We start from the raw sequence: 23,855 nt of genomic DNA on the forward strand, positions 1-23,855 counted from the left end.
CGATGAAACGTTGCCTTCCTTCCGCGTCGCTTGCCGCCGCGCTTGCATGCGCATTCGCATTGAGTGCCTGCGCGGCGCCATCCTCTGCGCCGGCCGATGCGTCGGCGCCTGCCGCACCGCCGCTCGTCGGGTGCGATCGCGACGCGCATGGCTGCATCGGCTCGGCCGGCTACGCATGGTGCGAACAGACGCAACAATGCGAGCGTCCGTGGGAGCTCGCGAAGGCGCACGGTTTCGCGAATTCGGCGCAGGCTTATGAGCAGTTCTGCCGGAACGGTTCGTCGAAGTGATGCTGCGATCGGGGCAGTCCCTAGATCAGCGCACCAACGGCGGCGTACAGCTATTTCCATAAAAATCAATAACTTGAATGAAAACACCAGGCAAATCTCCGGTAAATCGAAGGCCCTGCTAGACCTTTTGCCTCTTTGATGCTTGATGCTTGATGCTTGATGCGATTGTAGTAAAATGGGTGATGTTTGATGCTGAATGGGAGAACCACCTCATGCGTACCACGATCGATATCGATGACGACGTCCTCGCATTCGCCCGGGAACGTGCAAGGCCGGGTACAAGTATCGGCAAGGTCATTTCCGAACTCGCTCGCGCCGCATTGCAGCGAACGCCGGCCAACCAGACGAGCCGCAACGGGTTACCGCTGATGCCGGTCTCGTCGTCAGCCCACCCGGTCACGCTTGATACTGTTAATCAACTTCGTGACGATTCGCTTTGATCACCTACCTTCTCGACGTCAATGTTCTTATTGCATTGCTGGACCCTTCGCACGTTCAGCACGAATCCGCGCATGCATGGTTCGGTCGCGTCGGATACGCTGACTGGGCCACATGCCCTCTGACCGAGAACGGCGTCCTTCGGATAATCGGCAATCCGAAATACCCGAATACGATGGGTTCCCCGGTATCCGTTGCGCCGCTCGTCGCGCAACTGCGGGGCCACGCAGGGCACACTTTCTGGCCGGACGATGTGAGCTTGCTCGACGCAGAACACGTCGATGCCACTCGCTTGTTGTCCTCTGCGCACCTGACCGACACGTATCTGCTCGCGCTCGCTCGCGCGCACAACGGCAAGCTCGCGAGCTTCGATCGGCGACTCGTAGTCGACGCTGTGCCGAACGGCAGAAAGCACCTCGAATTGATTTCTTGAGCGTCAATCGACGGAGAACCGAGGCCGCAACGCTTGTCACGTTTCGTTCGGCCGTTCTGACTCGTTTCCGAGCGAAGCCGCGCGGGCGGGATGGGAGGCGACGGCACGCCAACCGCCCCCTCGTGGAACCGGCACTCGCCACAGCCAGTAATTTGCGCAAAGATGGATTCGGCCAACTCTCCATCGTAGCCGTGCGCGAGTAGGTCACGATACGGCTCGAATCCGCCTCTTGCGCTTTCCCTTCAGCCATCGCGCGGCGCAGCCCGGTCAGCCTCGCCGGCGAAGCGTTGACGTTGGCCGCACGACGCCCCTGCCCTTCCCCCAGAACCTCGCTTCCCACACCGCCATTCCGGAAACCCGGACGCACAAAAACCCCACGAAAACAGGGATATTCAGCGTCTGCGACACGTTGTCCGAGTTCGGTTATATTACGCGCCCCTTGCCATCCCGCCCCCGCAAAACGCGTCGCACGCGGCCTCTTTCAACGCAGCCTGAAGCGCCGTCCGCTCAGGCTTGCCGCCAGGGCCCGCACGCGTGACGCACCGTCGCGACGCAGGCGCTTGCCTGCTCGCGGGAAGCCGATCCGAAGGTGTCCTTCCGAATGGCTTCGCGTGCGCAAATGCAACGGCGCGCAGCGTCGATCCGGAATTCCGGATTCGCGGTCCGGATCTCCGGATCCGTGTTTCGGCGCAACGGAACCGCGCGCCGGGCGGCATGGCAAACCGATGCATCCAAGTTGAAGAGGGATCTGCTGTGATCAAAACGTTACGGGTAATACTGTCGGCGCTCGCGCTGTGCGTCGCGACATCGTCCGCGCACGCCGCCGACACGAAGAAGGTCGACGTCCTGCTGGTGGGCGGCGGCATCATGAGCTCGACGCTCGGCGTCTGGCTGCACGAACTCCAGCCCGACTGGTCGATGACGATGGTCGAGCGCCTGGACGGCGTCGCGCTGGAAAGCTCGAACGGCTGGAACAACGCGGGCACCGGCCACTCCGCGCTCGCGGAGCTGAACTACACACCGGAGAAGGCGGACGGCAAGATCGACATCTCGAAGGCGATCGAGATCAACGAGTCGTTCCAGATCTCGCGCCAGTTCTGGGCGTGGCAGGTGAAGCAGGGCGTGCTGAAGAACCCGCACGCGTTCATCAACTCCACACCGCACATGAGCTTCGTCTGGGGTGACGACAACGTCCGCTTCCTGAAGAAACGCTACGAAGCGCTGCAGGCCAGCCCGCTGTTCCGCGGCATGCAGTATTCGGAAGACTACGACCAGATCAAGCAGTGGGTGCCGCTGATGATGGAAGGCCGCGATCGCAACCAGAAGGTGGCCGCGACGTGGACGCCGATCGGCACCGACGTGAACTTCGGCGAGATCACGCGCCAGTTCGTCGGCTACCTGAAGACGCAGCCGAACTTCACGCTGTCGCTGTCGAGCGAAGTGCGCGAGATCACGCGCAACGCCGACGGCACGTGGCACGTGTCGTGGGTCAAGCTGCATTCGGATGAACCGCCGCAAGCGGTCGACGCGAAATTCGTGTTCATCGGCGCGGGCGGCGGCGCGCTGCACCTGCTGCAGGCGTCGGGCATCCCCGAAGCGAAGGACTACGGCGCGTTCCCGGTCGGCGGCTCGTTCCTCGTGACCGACAACCCCGAGGTCGTGAAGCAGCATCTCGCGAAGGCGTATGGCAAGGCGTCGGTCGGCTCGCCGCCGATGTCGGTGCCGCACCTCGATACGCGGATCATCGACGGCAAGAAGATCATCCTGTTCGGGCCGTTCGCGACGTTCTCGACCAAGTTCCTGAAGAACGGCTCGTACTTCGACCTCGCGAAGAGCACCAACCTGCACAACGTCGCGCCGATGATGCGCGTGGGCGTCGACGAATTCCCGCTGGTCCAGTACCTCGCCGGCCAGCTGATGCTGTCCGACGACGACCGCTTCAACGCGCTGAAGGAATACTTCCCGAACGCGAAGAAGGAAGACTGGCGCCTGTGGCAGGCCGGCCAGCGCGTGCAGATCATCAAGCGCGACCCGGTCAAGGGCGGCGTGCTGAAGCTCGGCACCGAGATCGTCGCGTCGCAGGACGGCAGCATCGCGGCCCTGCTCGGCGCGTCGCCGGGCGCATCGACCGCCGCGCCGATCATGCTGAACCTGATGAAGAAAGTGTTCAAGGACAAGGTCGCGACGCCCGAGTGGCAGCAGAAGATCCGCCAGATCGTGCCGAGCTACGGCACGAAGCTGAACGACAGCCCGGCGAAGGTCGTCGAGGAATGGACCTACACGAGCAACGTGCTGCAACTCGCGCCGTCGCCGAAGATCGACCTGAGCGCGCCGGCCCCGTCCGGCGCCAGTGCCGCGCCGGCCCGCCCGGCGAAGGCAGCGGCCGACATGGCGCTGTAACGCGCCGAACGGCGACACGCAACACGAACCCGACGCGCGGGCCGTTGCCCGTTCCGGCCCGTTTTGCGTGAAAGCGACAGCCCCTCGCGCCGGAGAAAGGGGAGGCAGCCGGCGATCTACGGCCATCCGCGAGGATGGCCGTTTTTGCGTCGGCGCCCGGCGGCCCGGCGCGTGCCACCCAGCCGCACGGTCGCGACACCCGGGCGAAATCGACCGATTGGGCCGGTTCCGCCGCATCCGGCCCGGCGCGGCGCGCGGTATCCGCTAGAATTGCGGCACGCGCGATCCCGAATCGCCCTCCCGATCCATCATCCGCAGCGTCGCGCCCTTACGCCACCGTCCGCACCGCCCCGCTCCCGCGGGTGCACGCGACCGCCGTGGCCGTGCGACGCCCGCGCCCGCCCGCCAAGGGCGCACAACCGAATTCAGCTGGAGAAAGACCGTGTTTACCTGCCGAAACCAGAGCTGCGGCTCGCCGTGGGAGACGTCCGACGTCGTCATCAAGGACGAGGGCCAGGGGCTGCTGTTCCGCTGCCCGCTGTGCGGCGCCCGCAACTATCTCGAACGCTTCGAGGACGACGAAGGCAACGTCGTCTACGAGCAGATGGAAGGCCGACCCTACCTCGGAGACGTGTCCTGACATGACCCAACCGACCGCCACGCCGTTCAGCGCGCTGCCGCTGACGCCCGCCACGCTCGCGAACCTCGCGCAGCTCGGCTATGTCGACATGACGCCGATCCAGGCCGCCAGCCTGCCGATCGCGCTCGCCGGCCAGGACCTGATCGCGCAGGCGAAGACGGGCAGCGGCAAGACCGCCGCGTTCTCGCTCGCGCTGCTGTCGCGCCTCGACGCGCGCAGCTTCGACGTGCAGGCGATGATCCTGTGCCCGACCCGCGAGCTCGCCGACCAGGTCGCGCAGGAAGTGCGCCGCCTCGCGCGCGGCGAGGAAAACGTGAAGGTGCTGACGCTGTGCGGTGGCACGCCGATGCGCCCGCAGGCGCAAAGCCTCGAGCACGGCGCGCACATCGTCGTCGGCACGCCGGGCCGCATCATGGATCACCTCGAGCGCGGCAACCTGAAGCTCGACGCGCTGAATACGCTGGTGCTCGACGAAGCCGACCGGATGCTCGACATGGGCTTCTTCGACGACATCGCAAAGGTCGCACGGATGTGCCCGACGACGCGGCAGACGCTGCTGTTCTCCGCGACCTATCCGGACGGCATCGTGAAGCTGAGCCAGCAGTTCCTGCGCAATCCGAAGGAAATCAAGCTCGCGGAACGCCACGACGACAGCAAGATCCGCCAGCGCTTCTATGAAGTGACCGAGGACGAGCGGCTGCATGCGGTCGGCCAGTTGCTGAACCACTACCGGCCGGTGAGCACGATCGCGTTCTGCAACACCAAGCAGCAGTGCCGCGACCTGCTCGACGTGCTGCACGCGCAGGGCTTCCACGCGCTCGCGCTGCACGGCGAGCTCGACCAGCGCGAGCGCGACCAGGTACTGATCCAGTTCGCGAACCGCAGCTGCTCGGTGCTGGTGGCGACCGACGTCGCCGCGCGCGGGCTCGACATCGCGCAGCTCGAAGCGGTGATCAACGTCGACGTGACGCCCGACCCCGAAGTGCACGTGCACCGCATCGGCCGCACGGGCCGCGCGGATCAGGACGGCTGGGCGCTGAGCCTCGCGAGCATGGACGAGATGGGCCGCGTCGGCGCGATCGAGCAGGCGCAGAAGCGCGAAGTCGAATGGCATCCGCTCGCCGAACTGAAGCCGGCGGACGACAGCGTGCTGCTGCCGCCGATGGAAACGCTGCAGATCCTCGGCGGACGCAAGGACAAGATCCGCCCGGGCGACGTGCTCGGCGCGCTGACCGGCGACGCCGGGTTCGACGGCAAGCAGATCGGCAAGATCAACGTGACCGAGTTCTCGACCTATGTCGCGATCGAGCGCGGCGTCGCGCGCGACGCGCTGCGCAAGCTCAATGCCGGGAAGATCAAGGGCAAGCGGGTCAAGGTCCGGTTGATGGACGAGGAGTAAGCGGGCCGCGGCGCGGGCGGTGGCAGTACCGCCACGCGCCGTGCGTCACGCGAGTTCGGGATAGCCGCGCGCGGCGGCTTCCCGCTCGAACCGCGCAATCGTGTCGTAGTCGGCCGGCGACAGCCGGTCGAATCCCTTCAGCCTCAGCACGCGCGCCCGCTGCGCATCGGCGGCGACCGCGCGATCGAGCGCCTCCTGCAACGCGCCGACCTGCGTGTCCGCCAGCGCCCGCGATGCGATGAACGGCAATCCCGGCGCGGATGCCGTCGTGCCGATGATCCGGATATCCTTCAGCAGACCGGGCAGCGCGTCGCGCACGTACGCGAACGTCACGCAGTCGATCGCCGCGCAATCAGCCTCTGCCGACGCCAGCGCACGCAGCACGTTCAGGTGCGAACCGAACGGCGTGACCGAGCCGAAAAACCGGCCGTCGCGCGCATGCGGCGCGACCGCGTGCCGGAACGCGTTCATTCCGCTGTGCGAATCCTCGCCGTTGAAGGCGGCCCGCAACCCGCGGCATGCGGCGAGCGCCGTCGCGCCGCCCGCATGCACGCGCGCCGACGCGACCAGCACGCTGCTGTAGCGCGCACCGTCGCAACCGTCCGCGTCGAAAACCGGGGTCGCGATCAATCGCACGGCATCCCGCAGGCCCAGCATCCGGTACGGGTAGCCGCAGGTCTGCGACAGCAGCAGATCGTCGCGCCGCCACAGCGCATGCAGGTCGTCGAACGGCGCATCGGGCAGCGCGACGCCGGCAGGCCCGCCCGCGTTCGCGAACATGTCGAGCGCGTCACGCAGCAGCGCGCGCCACAGAGTGGCGTGGCGCGGCGTCACGTTGTACATCGGCAGTGCCGCGATCCATGAGTTCATGCCCGCATTCTACCCATCGGCGTTGGCGCGGAGGCACCCGGTTCGAGCGCGCCAAAGCCGGGGCCGAACGGGCGAGGACGGGCCGAATACTTATCGACCACGCGACGATAAGCAAATGCGAATCGATTGGTTGGCCGCGCCGCGCCCTCCCGGTAACGTCCCGATGCCGGCCCCGCATCGCGCCGCCGTGCGCCATGCGCGGCAGGCCGACCGCGATCCGCGCGACGACCGGGCATCCGGGCCAGCGCATCGGCTCGATTGCTCGTTCCCCGCACTGCCCGATCCATCCCGCCTCAACGCCATGGCCGAATACTTCGACGTCGACCACGCGCGCGCGATCGCCGCGCTCGACGCTCGCTTCACCGCCCGCACCGAGTGGCCGACCTGGCTGCTGGTCGTCGTCATCTACGGCGGCTGGCTCGCCGTTCTGCTGCTCGTGCGCGACGGGCACCTGTCGCTCGCCGCCGCGACGCCGCCGCTGGTCCTGCTCGGCGCGTGGCACCTGTCGTTGCAGCACGAACTGCTGCACGGCCATCCGACGCGTTCCGCGTTCGTGAACAAGCTGCTCGGCTATCCGCCGCTGACGGTCTGGTATCCGTACACGCTCTATCGCGACACGCACCTCGACCATCATCGCGACGAAGACCTGACCGTGCCGGGCATCGATCCCGAAACGAACTACGTGACGCGCGAACGCTGGGCGCGGCTGCCACGCTGGCGCCGAGCGCTGACGGTCGCGCGCAAGACTTTCCTCGGACGCATCGTCGTCGGGCCGCCGCTGGCCATCGCCGCGACGTTCGGCGATGCGTTCGCCGCGTTCCGGCGCGGCGACTTCCGCTATCTGCCGATGTGGGCGACGCATGCCGCGTGCGTGGCCGCGCTGCTCGCGTGGCTGCAATGGGCGATCGGCGTGCCGTGGTGGTATTACCTGCTGGCGGTCACATGGCCCGCGCTGTCGCTCGCGATGATCCGGTCGCTGTACGAGCATCGCGCCTCGCCGCATCCGAAGGCGCGCATCACGATCAACGAAGCCGGCTTCGCGATGCGGCTGCTGTACCTGAACAACAACTATCACCTCGTCCATCACGACCTGCCGAAGCTGCCGTGGTATGACCTGCCGCGCGCGTACCGGATGCGGCGCGACGCGTATGCGCACAAATGCGGCGGCTTCGTGATCCGCGGCGGGTATCGCGCGTTGCTCGCACGACATGCGTGGACGCCGACCGATCCGCCCGTGCATCCGTTCGACGAGGGCACGGCATCGCTGTCGACGGGCAGCGGCGTGAAAGTGGCGGTGGTCGACAAGGTGCTGCAGATCAGCACCTGACGTCGCCCGGCCCGCGCCGCCCATCCTCCGGGCTTCCGCGCAAATCCTTACAAAATACCGACGGCCGATCGCCGCCCGCGAATTGCCAATTGCGTCGGCAATGCCCAGAATGGCGGCTCATCCGGGCTTCCAACCATCATTCGCCCCGGCTCCGCCGCACGGCCGCGCGCCGCATTCCCCGACGACGATGCAACCGAACACCCCACCCGGCGCGATCCGCACGATCGGCAACGACTGGTCCGTTTCCGCGATCACCGCGGGCTTTCTCGCGGTGCTGATTTCCTATGCCGGCCCGCTCGCGATCTTCTTCCAGGCTTCGCAGGCCGCGCATGCGTCCAACGAAATGGTGTCGTCATGGGTCTGGGCGATCTCGATCGGCGCGGGCGTGTCGGGCCTGTTCGCCAGCTGGAAGCTGAAGGTGCCGGTCGTCACCGCATGGTCGGCGCCCGGCACCGCGCTGCTCGTCGGCCTGTTTCCGAAACTGACGCTCAATCAGGCCGTCGGCGCGTACATCACGGCCGCGCTGATCATCCTGGTGATCGGCGTGACCGGCTATTTCGACCGGCTGGTGCGCCACATTCCGCGCGGCATCGCATGCGGAATGATGGCAGGCATCCTGCTGCCGTTCGGCATGCATGCGTTCTCCGCCGCGTCGGAGCAACCCGCGCTCGCGTTCGGGATGATCGCGGCCTACGTGATCTTCAAGCGCCTGCTGCCGCGCTACAGCATCGTGCTCGTGCTGCTGACGGGCGCCGCGCTCGCGACGCTGCTCGGGATGACGCATCTCGGCAACGTGTCTCCGAGTCTCGCGCGGCCGATCTTCATCGCCCCCGAGTGGACGCTCGGCACGACGCTCAGCCTGGCGCTGCCGCTCGTCGTCGTCAGCCTCACCGGCCAGTTCCTGCCGGGGATGACGATCTTGCGCGTGTCCGGCTATCACACGCCGGCGCGCCCGATCATTACCGCGACCAGCGTGATGTCGCTGGCCGTCGCGTGCTTCGGCGGGATCACGATCGTCGTCGCGGCGATAACCGCGGCGCTCTGCACCGGCAAGGACGCGCACGAGGATCCGGCCCGGCGCTATGTCGCCGGGCTCGCGAACGGCGCGATCTATCTGATCGGCGGGCTCTTCGCGGGGACGATCGTCGCATTGTTCTTCGCGCTGCCGAAGGCATTCGTCGCGATCCTCGCGGGGCTCGCGCTGATCGGTGCGATCGGCGCGAACGTGCACGGCATCTTCGAGGACGAGAACCACCGCGAAGCGTCGGTGATCACGTTCCTCGCGACCGCGTCGGGGATGACGTGGCTCGGGCTCGGCTCCGCGTTCTGGGGGATCGTGATCGGGTCGCTGTCGTATGCGGTGCTCAACAGGGTGCGGCGGCCTGCGTGATACGCGCCGCGCACCGCCCCTTCACTCAACGCGCGTGCCGGCGCACCAGTTGCGCGAGCGCCTCCTCGGGCGGCGTCGTACCGTAGGCCCGCTCCGACACGTCGGCCTCGACGTCGATCCGCCCCGCGTTGTGCACGTCGTACAGATCGACGATCAGCTGTGCATGGCGTTCGCTGAGCCCTGCCCGCAGCAGCGTCGCGCTCCACGTGTCGCGCGGCAGCTCGTGCGCGACGATCGCACGACCCGCCGCCGCGCCCAGCATCTCCGCGATCGCCGTCACGCTCACCCGCCGCGGCCCTTCGACGCTGACGATGCGCGGCCCGCTACCGCCTTCCGGCGCATCGAGCAGCAGCCGCGCCGCGACGACGCCCACATCGGGCGCCCAGACCGTCGGAAACACCTTGCCGACCGGATGGTGGAAGCTCGGCAGCACGCCGGCGCCCAGCGCGACCGGCAGCACGCGCGCCCAGTTCTGCAGATGCTCGGCCGAGCGCAGCAGCGTCAGCTGCGTCGGAACCGTCTTCAGTCGTTCCTCGAAGTCATGGAACAGGCGCGTGATACCGGTATTGCCTTCCAGCTCCGCACCGTAGTCCGACAAAGCCAGCAGCGCGGGCGGCGGATTCGCCGCGAGCGCGGCGGTCGCGACATCGATGGTCCGCGTCATCGTCGCGGCCGGATCGGGGTCGGCGGTCGGCACCGGGCACAGTATCTGCACGGCCTGCGCGCCGTCGATCACCGCGGCGATCGCGTTCGCGTCCGTCAGGTCCGCGATCGCGACATCGCAGCCGAGCTGCGCGAATCGTTCACGATGGCGTGCGTCGCGCAGCACCGCGCGCACGGAATGGCCTGCGTTGCGCAAGGCCGTCACGGTCGACAGGCCGACGTTGCCGGATGCTCCGAAGATCACGAACACGATCTGCTCCTGAGGAATGAAAGTGCTGTGATTGTCGGCATGCGCGGGCCGAGTGGCGCGCACGGTGGGATGAATCGAGCAGGAAAGGATGACGGGATGAATGGCGGTAGCCATGCGCGCTGTCCGATGTGACACCGATCGCTTCGGGTCGGACGATCTGCCGATCACGAGGAGCAACACACCTAAAACGAACAGCCGGTCACATCCAAGGCGTCGCGCTTCAACAGCGCTCGTCGGGGCCGGAAAAGTGAGCGCGGCAATTGTCCAACAACCTGTTGGACAATTGCCGCCGGATCAAATGCAACGCCCGTGCACCGCTGTTTCGTTATGCGTCGCTACCCCCATCCTCGCCGTCATAAGCCAGCCGCAACCCGCCCCGCGCGCCCGAGCGCGCAATCTCGGTCGGCGTCGCGCCGAGCACGCGGTTCATCCAGTTCGCCATGTGACTCTGATGCGCGAACCCGGCTTCCAGCGCGATCTGGCTGATGCTGAGCCGGCCTTCGAGCAGCAGCGCCTTCGCGCGCTCCACCCGGCGCCGCACGACGTACTGGTGCACGGGCATCCCGAGCGTTTCGCGGAACAGTACCTTGAAATGCGGCACGCTGATCGACACGAGCGCCGCAAGCTCGGCCAGTGTCATGCGCCGCTCGAGATTCGCTTCGACATAGTCGATCACCCGCGCCGCGGCCTTCGGCGCCAGCGTGCGCCGGCGTTCGCGAAACGCCGGCTGGCCGTCGACCAGCCGCGCGACGAGCGCCGTGCACAGGCTTTCCGCATAGAGCGGATCCGATGCGTCTTCCGCTTCGAGTTCGGCGGCCATCGCCCAGGCGATGTGCTGCAGCCGCGGGTCGCGCACTTGCAGCCGCCGGCGGATCTGCGCGTGCGATGGCTTCAGTTCGAGCTGCTCGACCGTGCGCCGCACGAAGGTGTCGCTGAGCGCGATGTGCAGGATCCGGCAGTCAGCGCTGTCGGTCCACCGGCCGGGCAGGCCGGCCGGAATCACGTCGACGTCGCCGTGCGCCTGGATACGCGACACGCGCTCGCCGTCGCAGACGCAATCCGCCCGCACCGGCGCGCCGACATGCACGCCGATCCGGTGATGCTCGGCTGCCGGAATCCAGTACGTGCCCGTGCGGATCTGCAGAAGCGACGCGCCGAAGCCGTGCCAGCCGAGCCTGCGGCTGGAGCGCAGGCTGACCGGGACGCCGTTGTCCGTCGGCGCGGCAAGAATCGGATCGCTCATTGATGGTCTCCACCAGATCAGGTGACGAATGCGCATTGTGACGCGTTTCGCGCCGGCGTGCCGGCCCTGCGCGGCCGTCTCCGGATCAAGCAGAAAAAGATCATCCGTTTCTGCTCCGGACGATCCTTGCGTGCGCGCCGGCAGGCGCCGCGCCGCTTACGATCGGCTCGTCCGACACCTACGGAAACCGTCATGCCCCCTTACTGCCCTCAACGCGCGGCGTTCATCGCGCGCTCGCCCTGCGCCGCCCGCCCTTCATCCGGCCCCCACGGCCGCCGCGGCCGCACCGCCATCGCTGCGTGGTGCCTGCGCATCGTCGGCTGGTACCGGCTCGAACGGCTGCTCGCGTCGATTCCCGACAGCAACGACGATTTCGGGCTCGGCTGACCGGCCGGTCGACACCCCGCCTACTTGCGCCGCCGCTCGTGCGGCGCGACCGTCGCGCCGTCGATCACCGGCGCGCCCTGCTTGATCAGGAAGTCGCGAAACAGCCCCGTCACCTGCGAGATGCGCCGGTCGGCGAGCGTCACCACATACCATTCGCGCTCGATCGGGTTGCCGGGGAACGGTAGTTGCCCGAGCAGCCCCGTGCGCAGTTCGAGCGCACACGCGTGCAACGACAGGAACGCGACGCCGAGCCCCGCTTCGGCCATCTGCTTGATCGCCTCGTTGCTCGACAGTTCGGAGCCCACATGAAAGCGATGGCCCGCGTTCTTGAACAGGCTCTCGACGGTCGAGCGCGTGCCCGCGCCGCGTTCGCGCACGAGCAGGTGCGCGGATTCGAGATCCTTCAGCGCGACGCGCTTGCGCTGCATCAGCGGATGGCCGGGCGCCGCGACGAACACCATCGGGTGCTTCGCGAACTCGACCGCGTGCGTACGCAGCTCCTTCGGCGCGCTGCCCATCACCGCGAGATCGATTTCATGGGTCGCGAGCATGCGGATGATGTCGTCGCGATTACCGACCTTGAAATACGTCTTCACGTGCGGACGCGTCGCGGTGAATTTGACGAGCAGCGGCGGGATCAAATATTCGGCCGTCGTGATCGCGCCGATCCGCAGCGTGCCGCCGAGATCGCCCGTCAGCGCGGCCACTTCGTCGCCGGCCTCGCTCCACAGATGCAGGATTTCTCGCGCGTAGCGCGCCACGATCTCGCCGGCCGCGGTCAGCTGCACGCCACGCCCCACTCGCTGCAACAACGCGGCGCCCACGGCCTCCTCGAGCAGCCGAACCTGCAGCGACACGGCCGGCTGCGTCAGGTTCAGTTCCTCGGCCGCGCGCGACACGCTGCCGAGCCGCGCAATCATGTCCAGCGCCTTCAACTGCCGGAACGTCGCGGTCTTTCCTATAAGTGAATACATATGAGTCGCTTATAAACATTAAATTGTTCGAGTGGATTCGAAACTATATCGTCGGTTCATGAGCAATGTCATCCGAATCGTCATTCAGCGGGAGCCCAACATGGACAACACCACGCCCTACCTTGCAACGGACCGCGCACCGCGCCTGCCGCACATCGTGATCGTCGGCGGCGGCGCCGGCGGCCTGCAGCTCGCGACGCGTCTCGGCGATACGGTCGGACGCCGCGGGCAGGCCGACGTCGTGCTCGTCGACCGCTATCCGACGCACTTCTGGAAGCCGCTGCTGCACGAAGCCGCATCGGGCCATCGCGATCCGGCTTCCCACACGATCGAATACGCGGCGCAGGCGAAGCGCCACGGCTTCCGCTTCGTGCAGGGCGCGCTGCAGCGGGTCGATCGCGCGGCACGCACGGCGACGATCGCGGCCGTGCAGGATGCGGACGGCACGGAAATCCTGCCGCAGCGCACGCTCGACTATGACGATCTCGTGCTGGCGGTCGGCAGCGTGACGAACTTCTTCAACGTGTCGGGCGCCGAGCGTCATGCGCTGCCGCTCGAAAACCTCGACCAGGCCGAGGATTTCCGCCGCAAGTTCCTTGCTGCCTGCACGAAGGCGAATCACCTGGCCGAGCAGCAGCCCGCGCGGCCCGGCGCGCCGATCTGCATCAACGTGATCGGTGCGGGCGCGACGGGCGTCGAGCTGGCCGCCGCGCTGCGGCATGCGGTTCAGCAACTGACGACGTACCGCTTCAAGGCGCTGGTGTCCGCGCGCGACGTGCACATCCGGCTGATCGAAGGCGGCCCGCGCATCCTGCCGGCGCTCGACGAACGGCTGTCCGGCAAGATGCACGCGCAGCTTCGCGCGCTGAACGTCGACGTGCTGACCGATACGCGCGTGGCGGAAGTCGGCACGGATGCCGTGACGACCGCGACCGGCGAACGGCTCGCGAGCGACATCACGATCTGGGCGGCCGGCGTCGCGGGCCCCGCGATGCTGCGGGACATCGGCGACATCGCGCTCAACCGGTCGAACCAGGTGATCGTGACCGACACGCTGCAGACGCCCGACGATCCGCACGTGTATGCGTTCGGCGACTGCGCCGCGTGCCCGTCGACCGGTGCAAGCGGGTGCCTGCCGCCGCGTGCGCAGGTCGCGTACCAGCAGGCCGTGTATCTGGTCGACGCATTCGCACGCCGCGTCGCCGGCAAGTCGGTGCCCGGCTTCACGTTCCGCGATGCGGGCACCGTCGTGTCGCTCGGGCATGCGGGCGCCGTGTATCAGGCGGATATCGGCGTGCGCTCACGCTCGCTGATCGTCGACGGGCTGGCGGCGATCGGGCTGTACAAGTTCCTGTATCGCAAGCACCTGTTCAGCGTGGTCGGCACGAAGCGCGCGCTGTTCCAGTCGCTGAGCCACTGGCTGCAAAGCCGCAACCAGCCGTCGATCAAGCTGCATTGATCGCACCTGGTCGCACGCAACATCGCAGCACGGCATATCGGGCGAGCCTCGCCCGATATGCCGTTTCTTTATATGCATATGCGCGATGCATCCGGAACGTGCGCCACGTCGGTGCATCGCATAGAAAGCCGTCGATACGATCAATTCATGCGGGAAATGCCGTACGACACCCATCCCGCGCCCGCTCTGGCTCGCCGCCAATTCATTAGTATTAACGTATGAGTCGACTATAAATATTAATTAGTCGCGTTTTCCGGATCGACGCTAAGGTGTGTGGCATTCCCGTCGGCGAACGGATCATCACGTTTCTGAAAAGGAATCACCGTGGTCATCGAAGCCATCGTCACCCGTCTCGACGCAGCATTCGCGCAGATCGAAGCAACGCCGGATTCGCGCGAATCGCGCCATCAGCGCGACGCGATCATCCAGTGGCTGGACCGGGCATCGGAAGAAGGATATCGACTCGGTCTCGTCACGACGCTGCCGGCCGCGCGGCTCAACGACATGTTCGAAGGCCAGTTCGGCCGCGCGAACCTCGACCGCTTCTCGGTCGTCGTCACGGACACCGATCAACAGGACTCCCGATCGAATCAGCATCCGTTCGATGTCGCGCTGCAGGCGCTCGGCGTGCCGCGGGAGCGCGCGGTCGGCATCGCGAGCAGCGAACCGGAACGCCGCGAAGCCGAGCATTTCGGGCTGTCGCGCTGTGTGAACATCACCGATACGGTGCGCTCGATCGCATCGACCGAGCTGCACTGAATGCCTGCACACGGGCCGGCCTGAGCCGGCCACCGTCGTGGATCCGGCGGCAATCCGACGATTGCCCGACCGCACCCTGACATTCTGCTGTCAAAATCGCTTGCAACACTTCGGGGCTCGATCCATTCCCCGGAGACGGGACGACGCGCGTGCGCATCGCCCGTCCGTTGCCCGCCACGATGACACGCCCGACCCGCACCGCCGCCGCCCTCACGATTGCCTGCCTGTTGCTCGCCGCTTGCGGCGGGGACGACTCGACGCCGGCCGCCACGTCCGCCGACAACAACGGCACGGCGCCCACACCGCAGCCTCAGCCTCAGCCCGCGCCGCCCCCGGCACCCGCGACCTACTACCAGACGAAGACGCCGTACCGCCCGCAGCAGGACGCCGCGACGTACGAAGCGCCGCCGGCCGGCTACGCGCCGGTCTATACCGAACTCGTCGCACGTCACGGCTCGCGCGGGCTGTCGGGCTTCAAGTACGACGGCGCGATCTACGCGATGCTGGTCAAGGCCGAGGCCGACGGCGCGCTGACCGCGCTCGGCGCGCAGCTCAAGGCCGACACGTACGCGATGATGAAGGCCAATGCGCTGCTCGGCTACGGCGTGCAGGGCATCTCGACACCCGGGTACGGCAACCTGACGCAAACCGGCATCCGCGAACATCAGCAACTCGCCGCGCGTCTCGCGCAGCGGCTGCCTGCGCTGTTCGCCGCGGGCAACCGGCAGGTGGTCGTCGTCAACTCGGGCCAGGATCGCGCGGTCGACAGTTCGACGTATTTCTCGGCGGCGCTCGTCGCCGCGCAGCCGGCACTGGCGCCAGCCATCACGTTGCCGGCGGCGCCCGCCGGCTATCCGGCGAGCGCACCGGTCGCGCAGCCGGCCGGCACCAACCGCTTCCTGCTGTATTTCCACTCGCTGAAGCCGGCCACCGATCTCGTGACCGACACGAGCGATCCGTACTACGCGACCTATCAGGCGAGCCAGGCGTACCAGACCTATGCGAACGACGCGACGGTCGCCGCGAAGCTGAAGGCAATCAAGGCCGCGCCGCAGGCGGCCGACGTCGCGCAAACGGTGCTGTCCGCGCTCGTGTCGCCGGCCTTCATCGCGAAGCTCGGCACCGACGGCTACACGTTCGCGAACACCGGCACCTATGCGTTCACGTCGACGGACGGCAAGTTCACCAACACGCTGAAGGGCGACGGCAAGACGAAGATCGCAACCGCCGTCGACGCGGTGAACGTGCTGTACAACCTGCTGCAGGTTGCGCCCGCAATGACCGCGGAAACCGGCGGCGTCACGATGGAGAAGTACATCGGCGCCGAGCAGGCGCAGTATCTCGCGTATCTGCAGGATGCCGAGGACTACTACCAGAAGGGGCCCGGCATCCAGGAAGCGAACCCGGTGACGTACCGGATGGCGAAGGTGCTGCAGGACGACTTCTTCGGCGAAGTCGACGCGATCGCGCACGGGGACCTGACGCATGCCGCGAAGCTGCGCTTCACGCATGCGGAGATCGTGATTCCGTTCGCGTCGATCATGAATCTGAAGAACGTGTTCGTGCCGACGCCGCAGGCACAGACGTACACGTATGCGAACAACCCGTGGCGCGGCGACCAGGTGTCGCCGATGGCCGCGAACATGCAGTGGGACGTCTATCGCAACGGGTCGCGGCTCATCGTGAAGATGCTGTACAACGAGCGCGAGACGGATTTCCAGGCCGCGTGCGACGGCGCGAAGATCGCGCCGGGCAGCCACTTCTACGACTACGCGGGGCTGAAGCAGTGTTACGGGTATCAGTGACGTGATGCGCGGCGGCGCAGCCGATAGCCGGTCGGGCTGCCGGCATCTCGCGCCGACGAACTCGCGGCGGCTCGCCCGGTCGAACGAGCATCGCCGGAGAACCTTTATGAAACGCGTCGCGCTTGCCGCTGTCCTGACCCTGTTTTCTGCCATCAGCGTGCCGGCTGTCGCCGGTGCGCCATCCGGTGCCGTCCCGACGGCTCCGACTCATATGTACGGAAAGAATTGCGTGCCGTCGCGAGATGCCTCGCAAGGCGTCCGTTCCCCCTCCAGCGCGCCGCCGATCCGCGTCTGCGTCGGCGATTCCGACACGCAACTGAACCTGCCGTGGTTCCTGACCGATGTCCTCACCGCCGTGGACACGCACCAGTCGCCCAGCGGCCTGCTCCATAAGATGCGCAACGATTTCTGAATCGCCGCCGGCACCGCGTCATTCACGACGCGTCGGGGCGCTTCAGCACCTGGATGAACGTGCCGACGATGCCGGCCCACATCGCGGGGTCGGCAATGCGCTCCAGCAGCACCCGCAATTCCCGTCGTTCTGCGTTTGACAGCAAGCCGTGCTCGCCGCGGATGCTGTCGTAACGCGGCGTACCGCGCGACGCGAGCGCACGATCGAGCGAATAGTCGCGGGCCGCTCCGTCCACCGAAATACGGATCCACAGCGAACCGCCGTCCGCCGCGGCGGCGCCATCCGTCACGATGACCGCGGTCGATATATTTTCTTTCATCGCAACGCTCCGATTTCACGCGCCGGCAGCAGACTGCCGACACCGCCGCCGCATGAAAATGTTTCTTTTTGAGACACAATCGGCAAATCTCATCAATATTTAAACGACAATATTTCGTAATACCGCGCCGCATCTTATACTTGCCGCGCACCATCCTCGTGCCAAGAGACGGTGTCTTTCGTCCCGGCTGCACGCACTGTGCGGCCGGGGCTTTTTTCGGTACGCTGCGTCGACATACATGCCGAATGCGGGCATGTTATTGCGAAATGCTGCCGGAATAGATGGCCGATCGCGACAGGCTCGTGCCGATGCCCGTCGCGACGGCCAAATCGACCGGCGTCCCGAAACCGGCGCGCGAGCCGCACGGCCCGAATCAGGCATGCGGCGTGCGCGCCGTTTGCGCATCGACCGGTTCGACTTGCCACGCCATGCGTACAACACCAAAGGCAACCGCAGGACTGCGGGCGCTCGCGCCCGGCTCGAAACCCCTTTTCAATCGCCGCGGTGCGTGGCCGCGCGTCGTCTTTTTCGCCGCCGCGATCATTTGCGTGCTCGTGCCCGCCTTCGCGATCGTGCTGGCCGACCGCTACGCGCGCGAGGCCGTCACCGCGCATGAGCGCGTCGTGGCAAACGACATCGTGGCATCCGTGGACCGCATCCTGGACGGCGTTCGCCTTCGACACGCGGACGAGCTGACCGCCCTCGTCGGGCGACCCTGCGCGACGGTGTTCCGGACGCTGGCCGAAGTGGGCACTCGCCTGCGCTACCTGCGCGCGGTCGCGCTGGTGAACGACGGGCGCGTCACGTGCTCGTCGGCGCTCGGTTCGATCGACCTGCCGCTCGCCACCTATGCACGCGAACCCGACCCGGGACCGATGATCGTCACGCTGCTGCGCCAGACGCCGTTCCAGCCCAACATTCCGGTGCTGTCCGCGTTCCGCGCCACCGCCCGCGGCGCGGGCGTCCTGTACCTGATCGAAGGCGATTACGTGGCCGACGCGCTCGCCCGCGGCACCGGCAATGACGCGGAAACGGCCATGCTGTCGATCGCGGGTTCGGGCCGTCTCGATCAGCACGGGAAATTCGCGCCGGAAACGGACGCAGCCCCCGCGGGCGGCAGCACGATTGCTTCGCGGCGCTGGCCGTTCACGGTGTCGGTCATCGCATCCGCGCACTATGCGTCACAGGTCCAGCGCCACTACCGGCTGATCTGCGCGACGATCGTGCTGCTGGCCGATAGTCTCGTGATGGCCGCCTACCTGCTCGCGATGGCACCGCGGCGGCTGTTGCTGAAGGCCGTGCGCCACGCGCTCAGGCGCAACGAGTTCCATGTCGTGTACCAGCCGATCGTCGACGTGCAGACGCGCAGGACGGTCGGCGTCGAAGCGCTGCTGCGCTGGCACCATCCGAAGTGGGGGGCCATCAGCCCGGCCGTGTTCATCCCGCAGGTGGAATCGAGCACCGTGCTGCCAAAGGTCACCGAATTCGTGCTGCGCACCGCCGTGTCCGAGCTGACTGCGCTGACGCCGTCCGCGCCGCTGCGCATCGCCGTGAACGTTGCGCCGCAGGACCTCGAGCGCGGGCGGTTCGTGACCGTCGTCGAGGAGGCGATCCGCGCGCTGCCGCCCGGCTTCACGCTGGTGCTCGAAGTCACCGAGCGCATCCTGCTCGAGAAGAACGCGCGAACCACCGAGATCTTCCAGGCGTTGCGGTCGAAAGGCGCGAAGTTCGCGATCGACGATTTCGGCACGCATCACAGCAATCTCGACATGCTGTCGCGCTTTCCGTTCGACTACGTGAAGATCGATCGACAGTTCGTCTCGCAACTGGACCATGGCAGCGCGAGGCTGATCGAGGGGATCTCGGCCGTCGCGCATCACTACGGCCTGAAGATCATCGCGGAAGGCGTGGAGACGGAAGCGCAGCATCGCGCGCTGCATGCGGTCGGAATCCAGTACGCGCAGGGCTACCTGTACCAGCGGCCGCTGCGTGCGGAGAACCTGAAGCTGGATTTCGCACGGGCGACGACGGTGTAGCGGGCCGCCGACGGCGGCTACTGCGCGCCGTATTGACCGCCCAGGTGCACGCGGCCCTGCTCGACCCATCCTTCGAAGTCGTCGCCGGTCTTGCCGTTCACGTACATGACGTTGTACCAGCGCCCGTGCGACTTGTAGACCGTCACCGAATCGCCGGGGACGATGAAGGTCCGCTTCGTCATGCACTGCGCGTCGGGCGCCGAGTAGAAATACGCGCGCCCCGTGCCGATGACCGTGCCGAATGCCGGCGGCCGGAAGTTGTCGTCCGGGCCGCTCGTGGCTGCGTCGAGCCGGCTGCAATCCACCGTGCTTTTCGCGTGCGCGACGTGCGCGCCCAGGCTCGCGCCGAGCACCAGCATCGCGATGCCCATGCGCATCGTCGTTTTCATCTGCATGATCCGTTCTTTACGCCGTATTTTTTCGGTTTGCCGGTTCGCGGGCGGCCCCACGCTCTCAATCCTGCGCGAGCGTCGTCGCTTCGACGCCGGCCGTTTCCGGATGATGCCCGAGCCGCACGGAAATCGCCTGACCGGCCTCCTTCAGCAACGCGACATAATGCGCCTTCGTGTCCGCGCCGCACCGCATCGTCGGAAACGACAGCGACAGCCCCGCGATCACGCGATCGAAACGGTCGAACACGGGCACCGCGAGACACAGCAGGCCATCTTCCTGCTCCTCGTTGTCCTCGCCGTAGCCCTGCCGCCGCACGTGCGGCAGGATGCTCATCACCGCATCCGCCGACGCGAGCGTTTTCGCGGTCGACTTCCTGAACTCGATGCCAGCCAGCACCGCCCGCGCGTCGGCGGGCGACATCCATGCGAGCAGCACCTTGCCGATCGCCGTGCTGTACAGCGGATTGCGCCGCCCGATCCGCGATTGCATGCGCAGCCCGTAATCGGCGTCGATCTTGTGGATGTAGATGATCGCGTCCTCGTCGAACGCGCCGAGATGCACGGCTTCGCGCGTCAGTTGCCCGATGCGGCGCATCTCGAGATCGGCCTCGCGCACGAGATCCACGCTCTCCAGTGCCTTGCTGCCGAGTTCGAACAGCCGGATCGTCAGCCGGTAGCGATCGGTCTCGCCTTCCTGCGCGACATAGCCGAGCGCCTTGAGCGTCTGCAGGAAGCGATGCACCGTCGTCTTCGACATGCCGAGCTGGTGCGACAGTTCGCTGATGCCGACCTCGCGGCGCTCGCCGAGCGCGGCGAGGATCGTGAAGACCTTGCCGACGGCGGCAACCGAATCGGGCTTCTCGACGGCGCCTGCCGCCGAAAGGTCCGCCCCGGTTTCCTGGTTCGCCTGATCGCGCTTGCGCTGCCTGGGCGTTGCTGTCATGTCCGTGAATCCGTGAGATGCGAATCGGGAGAGCATAACGCGTTCATCGCGCGAGGCGGTCAGCGCGCGAGCCACCCGCCGTCGACGGCGAGCGTGTGACCGTGCACGTAGTCCGACGCGCGCGAGGCGAGGAACACCGCCGCGCCCGCGAGATCGTCCGGCACGCCCCAGCGGCCGGCCGGGATGCGGGCGAGGATTTCGTCGCTGCGCCGGCTGTCCTCGCGCAACTGCGCGGTGTTGTCGGTCGCCATGTAGCCGGGCGCGATCGCATTCACGTTGATCCCGCGCGCGGCCCATTCGTTCGCGAGCAGCCGCGTGAGGCCCAGCACGCCGCTCTTCGACGCCGTGTACGACGGCACGCGAATGCCGCCCTGGAACGACAGCATCGACGCGACGTTCACGATCTTGCCGCCGCGCCCCTGCCGCATCATCTGCCGCGCGACCGCCTGCGACAGGAAAAATACGCTCTTCAGGTTCACGTCGATCACGGCGTCCCAGTCGGCTTCGGTGAACTCGAGCGCATCGCAGCGGCGGATCATGCCTGCGTTGTTGACGAGGATGTCGACGTGGCCGAACGCGTCGATCGCGCCGCCGACGATCCGCTCGACCGGCTCGAGCGTCGACAGATCCGCGCGCACCTCGACGAAACGCCGCCCCGCGGCCGCGACGCGCGCCGACGTTGCATCGGACGACGAACGGTTCGCGCCGACGATGTCGCACCCGGCCGATGCGAGCGCGACGGCCATCGCCGCGCCCAGCCCCGTGTTGCAGCCGGTGACGATCGCGACCTTGCCGGTCAGGTCGAACAGGGCGGCGAGCGCGGCATGCGCATCGGCGGCGGGAAGATCGGGCGTATCGCGTTTCATGATGTCAGCGCAGATCGGCGACGGCGATGTGGTCCATGTCCTTGAACACCTGGTTCTCGCCGACCATCCCCCAGATGAACGTATACGCCTTCGTGCCGACGCCGGAATGAATCGACCAGCTCGGCGAGATCACGGCCTGCTCGTTGTGCACCACCACGTGACGCGTCTCCCGCGACTCGCCGAGCATGTGGAACACGGCTGCGTCGGCGGCGAGGTTGAAGTAGAAATACACTTCCATTCGCCGCTCGTGCGTATGGCACGGCATCGTGTTCCACAGGCTGCCGGGCTCGAGTTTCGTCATCCCCATCGACAGCTGACAGGTCGGCAATACGTCGGGCACGATGAACTTGTAGATGGTGCGGCGATTGCTCGTGGCCGCATCGCCGAGCGTTTCGGGCGCTGCCTGCGCGAGCGTGATCGTGCGGGTCGGATACGCCGCGTGCGCGGGCGCGCAGTTCAGGTAGAACTTCGCGGGCTGTGCGCGATCGTCGCTGCCGAACACGACGCCCTGCCCGCCTCGTCCGACGTAGATCGCCTCCTCCGTGCCCACCGCATGCCGCTGCCCGTCGACCTCGACCCACCCCGGCCCGCCGATGTTGATCGCCCCGAGCTCGCGCCGCTCCAGCAGATGGCTCACGCCCATCGCGGCGCCGAGCGACGCCGGCACCTCGACCGGCCGCGTGGCGGGCCACGCGCCGCCGACGATGATGCGGTCGATATGGCTGTAGGTGAGCGACAGCGCGTCCGGCGCGAACACGTTCTCCACCAGGAAATGCCGACGCAGGCCGGCCGTGTCGAGCGCCTTCGCGTGTTCGCTGTGAATGCCCTGCCGTACTTCCATGCCGGTTCTCCATCGGGAATGGGCACGCCGCCGGCACCGTCGCCGCCGATCGCCCTGATGAAGATTGAAGCACATATTTCTTGAATTCGGAACGGTGATCCGTATTTTCGATCCAGGCGTGTCGATCAATAAATTCCTTTCGTATCAATGCAGTTGCGTATTACGGGTATACGACTACCGTCGAAGTTCATAAAAACGGACCACCGTTCCGAATCATGTTCTATAGTCAGTCGGCAGACATCATTCGACAACGGGACGCATCGACGTCCACGGAGGAGACGTGAAGCTGAAACAGGCCATCGACCGCATTCCGGGCGGGCTCATGCTGGTCCCGATGCTGCTGGGCGCGTGCGTGCATACGTTCGCACCGAACGCCGGCAAGTACTTCGGCTCGTTCACCAACGGCCTGATCGCCGGCACGGTGCCGATCCTCGCCGTCTGGTTCTTTTGCATGGGCGCGACGATCAACCTGCGCGCGACGGGCGTCGTGCTGCGCAAATCGGGCACGCTGCTCGCGACGAAGATCGTGGTCGCGTGGCTCGCGACGGTGATCGCCGCGCAGTTCATCCCCGACGACGGCATCCGCACGGGCCTCTTCGCGGGCCTGTCGTTGCTCGCGATCACGACGTCGATGGACATGACCAACGGCGGCCTGTATGCGGCCGTGATGCAGCAGTACGGCAGCAAGGAAGAGGCCGGCGCGTTCGTGCTGATGTCGATCGAATCGGGGCCGCTCGTCAGCATGCTGATTCTCGGCGCGGCCGGCGTCGCGGTGTTCGAGACGCGGCTCTTCGTCGGCGCGGTGCTGCCGTTCGTGATCGGCTTCACGCTCGGCAACCTCGATGTTGAGCTGCGCGAACTGTTCGGGCGCTGCGTGCATCCGCTGATTCCGTTCTTCGGGTTCGCGCTTGGTAACGGCATCGATCTGAACGTGATCGCGAAGAGCGGGCTGCCGGGCATCGCGCTCGGGCTCGCGGTGATCGTCGTGACCGGCGTGCCGTTGATTCTGGCCGACAAGTTTCTGGGCGGCGGCAACGGGACGGCCGGGCTTGCCGCGTCGTCGACGGCCGGCGCCGCGGTCGCGAACCCGGCCATCATCGGCGAGATGATTCCGAAGTTCAAACCGATGGTGCCGGCGGCGACCGCGATCGTCGCGACTGCTTGCCTCGTGACGGCGATTCTCGTGCCGATTCTGACGGCGATGTGGGCGAAACGGGCGGCGAGGGCAAGCGGTGCGTCGCTGCCGTCGATGGCCGCGCGGCCCGCGCATGGAAGCCCGATCGAGCACGAAGGGCATGTGTGATGCGCTTTTGACGTCG

24 protein-coding genes are annotated in these 23,855 nt (G+C 66.7%); 15 read left to right on the top strand and 9 right to left on the bottom strand.

Annotation, left to right across the window (positions count from 1 at the left end; all coding sequences use genetic code 11):
- Positions 1-2 precede the first annotated feature (2 nt).
- The 6 genes from HWX09_RS13200 to dbpA all read left to right on the top strand — a co-directional run bounded on the left by HWX09_RS13200 (position 3) and on the right by dbpA (position 5,600).
- Positions 3-290, top strand: coding sequence for a hypothetical protein (locus tag HWX09_RS13200; protein ID WP_027781943.1), 288 nt, complete (start codon positions 3-5; stop codon positions 288-290).
- 212 nt (positions 291-502) lie between these two features.
- Complete coding sequence (locus HWX09_RS13205; RefSeq protein WP_027781942.1) at positions 503-730, top strand: DUF2191 domain-containing protein; 228 nt, start codon at positions 503-505, stop codon at positions 728-730.
- Positions 727-1,161, top strand: a complete 435-nt coding sequence (locus HWX09_RS13210) for a TA system VapC family ribonuclease toxin (protein WP_208456039.1) — start codon at positions 727-729, stop codon at positions 1,159-1,161. The genes HWX09_RS13205 and HWX09_RS13210 overlap by 4 nt, the downstream gene beginning before the upstream one ends.
- Positions 1,162-1,875: 714 nt before the next feature.
- Entirely contained in the window at positions 1,876-3,561 is a 1,686-nt protein-coding gene (gene mqo, locus HWX09_RS13215; protein ID WP_175888580.1) for a malate dehydrogenase (quinone), read from the top strand.
- A 442-nt stretch (positions 3,562-4,003) separates the two neighbouring features.
- The gene (locus HWX09_RS13220) at positions 4,004-4,201 is read left to right on the top strand and encodes a hypothetical protein (protein WP_027781939.1); all 198 of its coding nucleotides are present in this window, start codon (positions 4,004-4,006) and stop codon (positions 4,199-4,201) included.
- Position 4,202: 1 nt separating this feature from the next.
- Positions 4,203-5,600 carry an ATP-dependent RNA helicase DbpA gene (gene dbpA / locus HWX09_RS13225; RefSeq protein WP_027781938.1) on the top strand — a complete coding sequence of 466 codons (1,398 nt, stop codon included), beginning with the start codon at positions 4,203-4,205 and terminating at the stop codon, positions 5,598-5,600.
- A gap of 45 nt (positions 5,601-5,645) precedes the next feature.
- On the opposite strand, the gene HWX09_RS13230 is transcribed toward dbpA, so the two are convergent.
- Positions 5,646-6,470 (bottom strand): PhnD/SsuA/transferrin family substrate-binding protein, encoded by an 825-nt coding sequence (locus HWX09_RS13230; RefSeq protein ID WP_027781937.1) that lies wholly within the window; start codon positions 6,468-6,470, stop codon positions 5,646-5,648.
- Between the two features lie 301 nt (positions 6,471-6,771).
- Here HWX09_RS13230 and HWX09_RS13235 point away from each other — a divergent pair, with 301 nt between their 5' ends.
- Both HWX09_RS13235 and HWX09_RS13240 read left to right on the top strand, forming a co-directional pair.
- Positions 6,772-7,797, top strand: coding sequence for a fatty acid desaturase (locus tag HWX09_RS13235; RefSeq protein ID WP_027781936.1), 1,026 nt, complete (start codon positions 6,772-6,774; stop codon positions 7,795-7,797).
- Positions 7,798-7,984: 187 nt separating this feature from the next.
- Positions 7,985-9,187: a benzoate/H(+) symporter BenE family transporter gene (locus HWX09_RS13240; protein WP_027781935.1), complete on the top strand. Its 1,203-nt coding sequence runs from the start codon at positions 7,985-7,987 to the stop codon at positions 9,185-9,187.
- A 25-nt stretch (positions 9,188-9,212) separates the two neighbouring features.
- Here HWX09_RS13240 and HWX09_RS13245 read toward each other — a convergent pair whose 3' ends face one another.
- Together HWX09_RS13245 and HWX09_RS13250 are read right to left on the bottom strand one after the other, a co-directional pair.
- Entirely contained in the window at positions 9,213-10,100 is an 888-nt protein-coding gene (locus HWX09_RS13245) for an NAD(P)H-binding protein (RefSeq protein WP_027781934.1), read from the bottom strand.
- Positions 10,101-10,425: 325 nt separating this feature from the next.
- Positions 10,426-11,343: an AraC family transcriptional regulator gene (locus HWX09_RS13250; protein ID WP_027781933.1), complete on the bottom strand. Its 918-nt coding sequence runs from the start codon at positions 11,341-11,343 to the stop codon at positions 10,426-10,428.
- Positions 11,344-11,535: 192 nt separating this feature from the next.
- On the opposite strand from HWX09_RS13250, the gene HWX09_RS13255 reads away from it, so the two are divergent.
- A complete protein-coding gene (locus tag HWX09_RS13255) occupies positions 11,536-11,730 on the top strand; it encodes a hypothetical protein (RefSeq protein ID WP_027781932.1) in 195 nt (64 codons plus the stop codon).
- Between the two features lie 20 nt (positions 11,731-11,750).
- Here the strand turns inward: HWX09_RS13255 and HWX09_RS13260 are convergent, their stop codons facing one another.
- Complete coding sequence (locus tag HWX09_RS13260) at positions 11,751-12,704, bottom strand: LysR family transcriptional regulator (protein WP_006480013.1); 954 nt, start codon at positions 12,702-12,704, stop codon at positions 11,751-11,753.
- 100 nt (positions 12,705-12,804) lie between these two features.
- On the opposite strand from HWX09_RS13260, the gene HWX09_RS13265 reads away from it, so the two are divergent.
- From HWX09_RS13265 to HWX09_RS13280, 4 genes are all read left to right on the top strand, one after another.
- On the top strand, positions 12,805-14,163 hold the full coding sequence (locus tag HWX09_RS13265) for an NAD(P)/FAD-dependent oxidoreductase (RefSeq protein ID WP_027781931.1): 1,359 nt from the start codon (positions 12,805-12,807) through the stop codon (positions 14,161-14,163).
- A 324-nt stretch (positions 14,164-14,487) separates the two neighbouring features.
- Positions 14,488-14,922, top strand: coding sequence for a phosphatase (locus tag HWX09_RS13270; RefSeq protein ID WP_027781930.1), 435 nt, complete (start codon positions 14,488-14,490; stop codon positions 14,920-14,922).
- 179 nt (positions 14,923-15,101) lie between these two features.
- Positions 15,102-16,727, top strand: coding sequence for a histidine-type phosphatase (locus HWX09_RS13275; RefSeq protein ID WP_027781929.1), 1,626 nt, complete (start codon positions 15,102-15,104; stop codon positions 16,725-16,727).
- 106 nt (positions 16,728-16,833) lie between these two features.
- Positions 16,834-17,139, top strand: coding sequence for a hypothetical protein (locus tag HWX09_RS13280; RefSeq protein WP_027781928.1), 306 nt, complete (start codon positions 16,834-16,836; stop codon positions 17,137-17,139).
- A 22-nt stretch (positions 17,140-17,161) separates the two neighbouring features.
- Here HWX09_RS13280 and HWX09_RS13285 read toward each other — a convergent pair whose 3' ends face one another.
- Positions 17,162-17,458 (bottom strand): hypothetical protein, encoded by a 297-nt coding sequence (locus HWX09_RS13285; protein WP_027781927.1) that lies wholly within the window; start codon positions 17,456-17,458, stop codon positions 17,162-17,164.
- Between the two features lie 428 nt (positions 17,459-17,886).
- Here HWX09_RS13285 and HWX09_RS13290 point away from each other — a divergent pair, with 428 nt between their 5' ends.
- Positions 17,887-19,494: an EAL domain-containing protein gene (locus HWX09_RS13290; protein ID WP_027781926.1), complete on the top strand. Its 1,608-nt coding sequence runs from the start codon at positions 17,887-17,889 to the stop codon at positions 19,492-19,494.
- Between the two features lie 17 nt (positions 19,495-19,511).
- On the opposite strand, the gene HWX09_RS13295 is transcribed toward HWX09_RS13290, so the two are convergent.
- The 4 genes from HWX09_RS13295 to kduI all read right to left on the bottom strand — a co-directional run bounded on the left by HWX09_RS13295 (position 19,512) and on the right by kduI (position 22,536).
- Complete coding sequence (locus tag HWX09_RS13295) at positions 19,512-19,871, bottom strand: SH3 domain-containing protein (protein WP_227789593.1); 360 nt, start codon at positions 19,869-19,871, stop codon at positions 19,512-19,514.
- Between the two features lie 76 nt (positions 19,872-19,947).
- A complete protein-coding gene (gene kdgR, locus HWX09_RS13300) occupies positions 19,948-20,829 on the bottom strand; it encodes a DNA-binding transcriptional regulator KdgR (RefSeq protein ID WP_027781924.1) in 882 nt (293 codons plus the stop codon).
- A gap of 59 nt (positions 20,830-20,888) precedes the next feature.
- A complete protein-coding gene (kduD, locus tag HWX09_RS13305; RefSeq protein WP_027781923.1) occupies positions 20,889-21,695 on the bottom strand; it encodes a 2-dehydro-3-deoxy-D-gluconate 5-dehydrogenase KduD in 807 nt (268 codons plus the stop codon).
- Between the two features lie 4 nt (positions 21,696-21,699).
- Complete coding sequence (gene kduI / locus HWX09_RS13310; protein WP_027781922.1) at positions 21,700-22,536, bottom strand: 5-dehydro-4-deoxy-D-glucuronate isomerase; 837 nt, start codon at positions 22,534-22,536, stop codon at positions 21,700-21,702.
- 280 nt (positions 22,537-22,816) lie between these two features.
- Here kduI and kdgT point away from each other — a divergent pair, with 280 nt between their 5' ends.
- The gene (kdgT, locus tag HWX09_RS13315; protein WP_027781921.1) at positions 22,817-23,839 is read left to right on the top strand and encodes a 2-keto-3-deoxygluconate transporter; all 1,023 of its coding nucleotides are present in this window, start codon (positions 22,817-22,819) and stop codon (positions 23,837-23,839) included.
- The last annotated feature ends 16 nt before the right edge of the window (positions 23,840-23,855 follow it).

The organism is Burkholderia sp. BCC1208 (assembly GCF_902833095.1).
In the GTDB taxonomy this organism is placed as follows: Bacteria; Pseudomonadota; Gammaproteobacteria; order Burkholderiales; family Burkholderiaceae; genus Burkholderia.

Bases quoted from the DNA above. Each gene is read 5' to 3' on its own strand.
- HWX09_RS13290 (WP_027781926.1), top strand. From the start codon at position 17,887: ATGCGTACAACACCAAAGGCAACCGCAGGACTGCGGGCGCTCGCGCCC.
- HWX09_RS13255 (WP_027781932.1), top strand. From the start codon at position 11,536: ATGCCCCCTTACTGCCCTCAACGCGCGGCGTTCATCGCGCGCTCGCCC.
- HWX09_RS13235 (WP_027781936.1), top strand. From the start codon at position 6,772: ATGGCCGAATACTTCGACGTCGACCACGCGCGCGCGATCGCCGCGCTC.
- HWX09_RS13275 (WP_027781929.1), top strand. From the start codon at position 15,102: ATGACACGCCCGACCCGCACCGCCGCCGCCCTCACGATTGCCTGCCTG.
- HWX09_RS13240 (WP_027781935.1), top strand. From the start codon at position 7,985: ATGCAACCGAACACCCCACCCGGCGCGATCCGCACGATCGGCAACGAC.
- dbpA (WP_027781938.1), top strand. From the start codon at position 4,203: ATGACCCAACCGACCGCCACGCCGTTCAGCGCGCTGCCGCTGACGCCC.
- HWX09_RS13265 (WP_027781931.1), top strand. From the start codon at position 12,805: ATGGACAACACCACGCCCTACCTTGCAACGGACCGCGCACCGCGCCTG.
- HWX09_RS13230 (WP_027781937.1), bottom strand. From the start codon at position 6,470: ATGAACTCATGGATCGCGGCACTGCCGATGTACAACGTGACGCCGCGC.
- HWX09_RS13250 (WP_027781933.1), bottom strand. From the start codon at position 11,343: ATGAGCGATCCGATTCTTGCCGCGCCGACGGACAACGGCGTCCCGGTC.
- HWX09_RS13200 (WP_027781943.1), top strand. From the start codon at position 3: ATGAAACGTTGCCTTCCTTCCGCGTCGCTTGCCGCCGCGCTTGCATGC.
- kdgR (WP_027781924.1), bottom strand. From the start codon at position 20,829: ATGACAGCAACGCCCAGGCAGCGCAAGCGCGATCAGGCGAACCAGGAA.
- kduD (WP_027781923.1), bottom strand. From the start codon at position 21,695: ATGAAACGCGATACGCCCGATCTTCCCGCCGCCGATGCGCATGCCGCG.
- HWX09_RS13295 (WP_227789593.1), bottom strand. From the start codon at position 19,871: ATGCGCATGGGCATCGCGATGCTGGTGCTCGGCGCGAGCCTGGGCGCG.
- HWX09_RS13205 (WP_027781942.1), top strand. From the start codon at position 503: ATGCGTACCACGATCGATATCGATGACGACGTCCTCGCATTCGCCCGG.
- HWX09_RS13285 (WP_027781927.1), bottom strand. From the start codon at position 17,458: ATGAAAGAAAATATATCGACCGCGGTCATCGTGACGGATGGCGCCGCC.
- HWX09_RS13280 (WP_027781928.1), top strand. From the start codon at position 16,834: ATGAAACGCGTCGCGCTTGCCGCTGTCCTGACCCTGTTTTCTGCCATC.
- HWX09_RS13260 (WP_006480013.1), bottom strand. From the start codon at position 12,704: ATGTATTCACTTATAGGAAAGACCGCGACGTTCCGGCAGTTGAAGGCG.
- kduI (WP_027781922.1), bottom strand. From the start codon at position 22,536: ATGGAAGTACGGCAGGGCATTCACAGCGAACACGCGAAGGCGCTCGAC.
- mqo (WP_175888580.1), top strand. From the start codon at position 1,876: ATGGCAAACCGATGCATCCAAGTTGAAGAGGGATCTGCTGTGATCAAA.